Annotated in this window: 6 protein-coding genes; 5 read left to right on the top strand and 1 reads right to left on the bottom strand. The window is 74.0% G+C overall.

The genetic code is table 11. The features are described 5' to 3' along the window. Positions 1–52: 52 nt before the first annotated feature. Complete coding sequence (locus J7F03_RS16145; protein ID WP_214949997.1) at positions 53–832, bottom strand: hypothetical protein; 780 nt, start codon at positions 830–832, stop codon at positions 53–55. 65 nt (positions 833–897) lie between these two features. Between J7F03_RS16145 and J7F03_RS16150 the strand changes: the two genes are divergently transcribed. From J7F03_RS16150 to J7F03_RS16170, 5 genes are all read left to right on the top strand, one after another. Further along, positions 898–1539, top strand: a complete 642-nt coding sequence (locus J7F03_RS16150; protein WP_214949999.1) for a rhomboid-like protein — start codon at positions 898–900, stop codon at positions 1537–1539. Between the two features lie 92 nt (positions 1540–1631). Further along, positions 1632–2447: a tyrosine-protein phosphatase gene (locus tag J7F03_RS16155; protein ID WP_214950045.1), complete on the top strand. Its 816-nt coding sequence runs from the start codon at positions 1632–1634 to the stop codon at positions 2445–2447. Between the two features lie 156 nt (positions 2448–2603). Then, positions 2604–4526, top strand: a complete 1923-nt coding sequence (locus J7F03_RS16160) for a hypothetical protein (RefSeq protein ID WP_214950046.1) — start codon at positions 2604–2606, stop codon at positions 4524–4526. An 88-nt stretch (positions 4527–4614) separates the two neighbouring features. Then, positions 4615–5511, top strand: a complete 897-nt coding sequence (locus J7F03_RS16165; RefSeq protein WP_214950000.1) for a metal-dependent hydrolase — start codon at positions 4615–4617, stop codon at positions 5509–5511. Then, the gene (locus tag J7F03_RS16170) at positions 5508–6563 is read left to right on the top strand and encodes a PDR/VanB family oxidoreductase (RefSeq protein WP_214950001.1); all 1056 of its coding nucleotides are present in this window, start codon (positions 5508–5510) and stop codon (positions 6561–6563) included. Before J7F03_RS16165 ends, J7F03_RS16170 begins: the two co-directional genes overlap by 4 nt. The last annotated feature ends 70 nt before the right edge of the window (positions 6564–6633 follow it).

A 6633-nucleotide genomic window follows, 5' to 3' on the forward strand; every position in this document is an offset into this window, starting at 1 on the left:
ATGGGTGACCGGCCCCAGGTCCCGCCTCCTCACCGAGGAGTGCGCCGTTCGGTCAGGCGCGGGCGCGACGGCCGGGGGCCGTGATGCGGATCCGTCCGCGCGCGGGCGGCCCGCGCCGCTCGGCGGTGTGCGCGTGCACGGCCCCGCGCAGGGTGCGCGGCCGCTCGTGGGCGGCGGGGCGCCCCGCCGGCGCCGGTGCCACGGGAGTCCCGCGCGTCCACAGCAGTGCGAGGACGCGGGAGAGCGGCCGGGCGGCGAGCAGCACCCCGGCCGCGAGAGCGGCGGCGAGCCGGAAGACGGCGGCCTCGCCCCCGGTCAGCCAGAGCGCGCAGAGCAGCCCGGCGAGGACGTGCGCGGCGATCATGCCGAGGCCGTCGTGGGCGTGGCCGGCTGCCATGCCGCCCATGCCCGCGCCCATACCCGCCATACCGCTCATGGCGTCCGTGCCGGCCGTCGCGGCCATGCCCGCCATGCCCGCCATGTCTGCCATGTCTGCCATACCCGCCATGGACGGCGACCCGGGGCCGGCCGTGTGGGCGGCGTCCGCCCCCATGTCCGCGCCGGCCGCGTGGTGGCTGCCGGCGGAGGCCGAGAAGACGAGGTGCAGGGCCGCTTGTACGCCGAGCACCGCCGCGGTGATGGAAAGCGGGCCGCGCCGCCGCCCGGCGGCGAGCCAGGCGAGCCCTCCGGTCAGCCCGAAAGCGGACAGAAGCCCCAGCGCGGGAATGTCCGTACCGGACATGTACGAATGCCCCGCCGCACCCAGTGCGACAGCCACCGCCGCGAATACCGCGGCCCGCGTGGCGCGCAACGGCGCGGGGCTGTGTGACATGACCTGGGCATGCTGCCACGGGACCCCGCCTCGCTCAACGCCGCCCCGTGGCCGATCATGTTCCGATGAACCCACTGCCGTTGACAGTGCCGTTGAGCGCGGTGTACGCGGGCGGGGTCCAGCTGGGGGCCTACGCCCTGGAGCGGCTGGATCCTGCGGCGCGGGAGCACCTGCTGCGCAGGTGCTCGACCAATGCCGACAACCTCGACGCCGGCCGCTGGGAGACCCTGCCGGTCAGCGCGTTCCTCGTCGAGGAGCCGATGTCGCTGCCGTACGCCCTGCTGCTGACGGCCGTCCTCGGATACGCGGAGTACGCGTACGGGGCCTGGTGGACGGCCGCGTCCTTCCTGTTCGGGCACACCGCGGCGACCCTGCTGGTGTACGGGGTCCTGCGCCGCACAGCCGACACGCGGACCCGGCGGGCGGTGGACGTCGGCGCCAGCTACGGGTTCAACACCGTGCTCGGCGCCCTGACCTCGGCGCTGCCGCGCGGGCCGGTGCGCACCGCCGCCCGGGTGGGGCTGCTGGCCCTGGCCGTACGGCCCGTGCTGCGGCGGGAGCGGACCTTCACGGATGCCGGGCACCTGGTCGCACTGGGCCTGGGCCTGGGGGTCTCGCTGGCCGCCGATTACCTTTCCGGGGCGAAATCTCGGAAAATCATAGGGATGACACGCGTAACCCAGCGCATGTCACCCCTGGCCGCTTAGTCCTTCGATCATTCGGTTCTTCGATCATTCGAATGTCGAATGTCACCGCCGAAGTCACCGCCCATGCCACCGCCACCGCTGGAGCCGCCACGATGACCGTCACTTCCGCCACGACCGTCGCCAACCTCCGCGACCTCGGCGACACCCCTCTCTCCGGCGGCCGCACGGTCCGCTCCGGGCTGGTCTTCCGCTCCGGCCAGCTCGACCGGCTCGACCTCGACGTCGACCGGGCGGTGGCCGCGCTGGGGTTCCGTACGGTCATCGACTTCCGGACCGACGTCGAGCGCGCCCAGCACCCCGACCGGATGCCGGACGGCGCCCGGCTGCTCATAGCCGACGTCCTGGCCGACAAGGTGAACGCGGACAGCGGCGACGGCGAGGGGCCCGGGAAGATACCCGCCGCCCAGCTCAAGGACCTGCTGTCCGACCCGGTGGTGGCCGAGCAGCACTTGGGCGGCGGCAAGGCGCAGGCCTTGTTCGCCAGCGTCTACCGCTCGCTGGTGAGCTCCGGCTCCGCGCAGTCCTCGTACCGGCTGCTGCTGACGGAGCTCGCCGATCCGCAGGCGGGTCCGCTGCTCTTCCACTGCACGGCGGGCAAGGACCGCACGGGCTGGGGAGCCACCGTGATCCTGTCGCTGCTGGGCGCGGACGACGAGACGCTGATGAGCGAGTACCTGTCGGTGAACCCGGCGGTGCGGATCGCCTTCGCGTCGATGATCGAGGGCTTCACGGCGGCCGGCGGGGACCCGGAACTCGCACTGGCACTGATCGGCGTCTTCCCCTCGTACCTGGAGGCCGCGCTGGACGAGGTGAACACGCGCTACGGCTCGATGGAGAAGTACGTGCGCGAAGGTCTCGGCGTCCCCGACGAGACGGTCGAGGCGCTGCGCGCCCGCCTCGTCGCCTGAGCGCGCACGCGTCCCGGTACCCCGGGGTCCGAACACCCGAACACCCGAGCAAACGAACGCCGCTCGGCCGACGGGTAGTTGACCCGGGGGGTACCTCCCGGCGGTAGCCGGGGAGTGTGCACCGCGCACGGGTGACCATTCGACCATTCGCTCGTTCTGCTGAATGTGACTGCGCCGGATACCGCCACCCGCCTCCTCTCGCCCGACGTCGAGCAGGCCGAGGCCGCCATCGTCGAGCACTATCCGCGGCTGGTGCGGCTCGCCTACCTGGTGCTGCCGCCCTCCCTCGGCCGCAACCGGCGGGTCCTCACCGCCCATTCGCTGGCCCAGCGCGCCCTGCCGCGCGGCCGGCGGGAGGCGGCCGGAGCGCAGGGCGGGGTCCCGGGCCAGCGGGGCGGGGCGGGTGCCGAGTCCGGTTACGCGTACGTACGCCTGCGCGTGCTGCGCTCCGCCCTGGAAGCCGGGATCCCGCTGAGCTTCCGCGCCCTGCCCCGGCGGGCCCAACTGCCGCCGCTGCTCCCCCAGGTGTGGGGGCTGCGACTGTTCCCGCGCTCCGGCGGCGCCGAGGAGCTGGCGCTCGACCAATGGCTGGCCACCCTCGACGGGCCGGGCCGGGCCGCGTGCGTACTGCGGGCGCTGGAGCGGCTGCCCGAGCCCGAGGTGCTGCGGGTGCTGACCGAGGCCGGAGTCGTGAATCCGACCGCGGCCGTCGCGGAATCCGGGGATCCGTCGACCGACGAGCTCTTCAACTCCCCCGAGTTCGACCCGTGCGTGCTCCAGGCGCGGCCCACCGACCTGCTGCGCCGACGCCGGCTGACGCGGGCCGCGATCGCCGGCGGCGCCGCCCTCGCCGTGTGCGGGGCGCTCCTCGCACTGCCCGGTGGCGGCTGGGGAGCCGACGGGGCGGCGGCCCCCCTGTACGCGAAGAACGCGGCGGCCGAGCAGGCCCTGGACCCCGGGCAGCTGGTCCGGGTCGCGCCCACGGTCTGGCGCACGTCCTCGCGTACCGACTACTCCGGCTGGCCCGCCCGCGGGGACCGGGTCGACGACACCGCCCTGCTGCGGCGGGCGCTGGCCGTCTGGGCCCGGCCCGGCCGCTCGGTGGTCGTCTCGGCCACCCCCGGCACCCCGTCCGGGCCGCCGATGGGGCCGCCGCAGCTGCTGTTCGCCGGGACAGTCGACCAGGCCGTCGTGGTCCTGCTCTACGACGGCCTGCGCGTGGCGCGGTACGCCGAACCGCGCTCCGGCACCGAGGTCGCGGCCCTCGACTTCGCCCGGACCGACGGCGCGTCGGCGGACACGGCGATGGCCCTGGTGCTCAGCCGGGTCGACGGCAACGTCCGCTACCTGACGGCTCCGTGGGTGACGGGCGCGGCGGTGCGGGACCTGCTGAAGCCCGGCGAGGCCCCGGCGGATCTGAAGCTGACGCCGGAGGGGATGACCCCGCCGGTGCCGAGCCCCGCCCCGGACGGCACCTGCGCCGGTTGGAACGCGCTGGTCCTGGCCGGCGACGGCGCGACCCGGCTGATCACCGACCTGGGCGAGCTGACCCCGGCGCGGCTGACGTCGGGCGCGCCGGGCGCCGAGCGGAACGTGACGGACGGCGCGGAGCTCGGCGAGTGGTCGCGGATCGCCTGCCTGCTGCCGTCGGTGCGCTCGCACGGGGTGCGGACGGTCAACGCGTGGACGTACGCGAAGCAGCCGCTGCCCGAGGGCGACGGTACGGCGACCTGGCTGTGCACGCGGGCGGAGACCTGGCAGGGCACGGCCGACCGGGTGCAGGCGCAGTTCCTGGCCCCGGGGGCGCCGCTGGCCGCGCAGGCGGCGAAGGCGGAGGGCACTGCGGCGTGCGGGCCGCGGGAACCGCGGGTGCTGGCCGGGGTGCTGTGGAAGTCGAAGGCCGGCCAGTGGTACGTGCTGGCGGCGGGCAGCGCGCAGTTCGCCTCGCTGACGGTGGGCGGTGGCCAGGTGAGCGGGGTCGCGGTCGGCAACCGGCTGGCGGTGAAGGCTCCGGCGGGCGCGCAGGTCGAGCTGTCGGGCAAGCTCACGGACGGCTCGAAGGCGGGGGTACTGCGGTAGCCCTGGCCGGGCGGGGCGGCGGCGAGCGGCGGCAGGAAGTGGCGGCAGAGGGGTTTCCCTCCCTTGTACCCATCAGTACATTGACGCCATGTCTAATACGCCGCCCGCGCCCGCCTTCGTGGCGTCGGAACACATAGACCTCAAGGCCCGGAACGTGTCCTTCTCCTGGGAGGACACCCCGCTCCACTGGCTGCCCGGCGACCCCTTCGCCAACCACACCATCAACGTGCTGCACCTCCTGCTCCCGGCGGGCGAGCGCTGGTTCGTGCACGTCTACAAGCAGGTGCTCCCGTACATCACGGACGAGGCACTGCGGGCGGACGTCGTCGGGTTCATCGGCCAGGAGGCCATGCACGCCACGGCGCACGACGACGTACTCCCCCACCTCAAGCGGCTGGGCCTGGACCCGACCCCCTACACCGCGCAGGTCGACTGGCTCTTCGAGAAGCTGCTCGGCGACCGGACGCTGCCGCCGGGCAAGGCGCGCAAGTGGTGGCTGATGGAGCGGGTGGCGATGATCGCGGCGATCGAGCACTACACGGCGTTCCTGGGCAACTGGGTCCTCAACGCGGACGAGCTGGACCGGCGGGGCGCCGATCCGATGATGCTGGACCTGCTGCGCTGGCACGGCGCGGAGGAGGTCGAGCACCGCTCGGTGGCCTTCGACCTCTTCATGCACCTGGACGGCAACTACCGCCGCCGGGCCAGGACTTGGGCCACGGCATTCACAGCACTGGTCTTCCTGTGGCAGCGCGGATCGCGCTACTTCATGGAGCACGATCCCGAGCGGCCCGGATCCAAGGCCTCGCTCGGCCAGTTCTACCGCGCGGGACGCAAGGGCACCCTGCCCTCCACGGGCGCGATGCTGAAGTCGATCCCGACGTACCTCTCCCGTACGTACCACCCCTCACAGGAGGGCTCGACGGCCCAGGCCGTCGCCTACCTGGCCTCCTCCCCCGGCGCCAACGGAGGTGCCCGGGCATGAGGCGCACCACTGCGGTGACGGTGGCGGCGCTGGCGGGCACGGCGTGGCTCGCGAAGCGGGCGATCGGCAGCCGCATCGACGGCGGATCACCCCTGTGGCCGCTGCCCGCACTGGAGACCCCGGTGTCGGGCTACTCGCCGCGCCGGTGGATCCCCGCGCTGATCGCCTCCCGTACGGAGCCGGCGCAGGGCGTGCTGTCCCTGGTGCTGGAATCCCCGGAGCTTCCCGCCTGGACCCCCGGCGCCCACGTGGACGTGACGCTCCCCTCGGGCCTGGTACGCCAGTACTCGCTGTGCGGCGATCCGGCCGCCGAGGGCCGCTACGCGATCGCGGTCCGGCTCGTCGAGGACGGCCGCGGCGGCTCGCGCGAGGCGCACGCGCAGCTGGTGGAGGGCGCGGAGCTCACGGTCCGCCCTCCGCGCAACCGCTTCCCCCTCCAGCCGTCCCCGTCCTACGCCTTCGTCGCGGGCGGCATCGGGATCACGCCGATCCTGCCGATGCTGCGGGCGGCCACCGCCGCGGGCGCGGACTGGACCCTGCTGTACGGCGGCCGCTCGCGCGCCTCGATGCCGTTCCTGGCGGAGCTCGCGGCGTACGGGGACCGGGTCACGATCCTCCCGGAGGACGAGGCGGGCCTCCCCGACCTGGCCCCGCTCTCCGGGAGCCGCCCGGGCACCCTGATCTACTGCTGCGGCCCGGCGCCGCTGATGGCGGCGGTCCAGGCCGCGGCCCCGGAGGGTGTCCCGGTCCACCTGGAGAGGTTCTCCCCGGCGGCCGGGACGGGTGACGCGAAGCCCTTCACGGTGGAACTCCACCGCTCGGGCCGGGTCGTCGAGGTCGCGGCCACGGAATCCACCCTGGCCGCGGTGCGCCGGGAGCTGCCCAACACCCCGTACTCGTGTGAGCAGGGCTTCTGCGGAACCTGCCAGCACCGGGTCGTCTCGGGGGAGATCGACCACCGCGACACCCTGCTCACGGACGGCGAACGCGAGGACTCGATGCTCCTGTGCGTGTCCCGCGCGGCGTCGGAGCGGCTGGTCCTGGACCTGTAGGAGCCCGGACAGGGACACCTGAACGCGGGAAGGCCCCGGAGACCGAAGTGACGCTGTTGGTTAATTCGGG

The organism is Streptomyces sp. ISL-43, from assembly GCF_018614195.1.
Classification (GTDB): Bacteria; Actinomycetota; Actinomycetes; order Streptomycetales; family Streptomycetaceae; genus Streptomyces.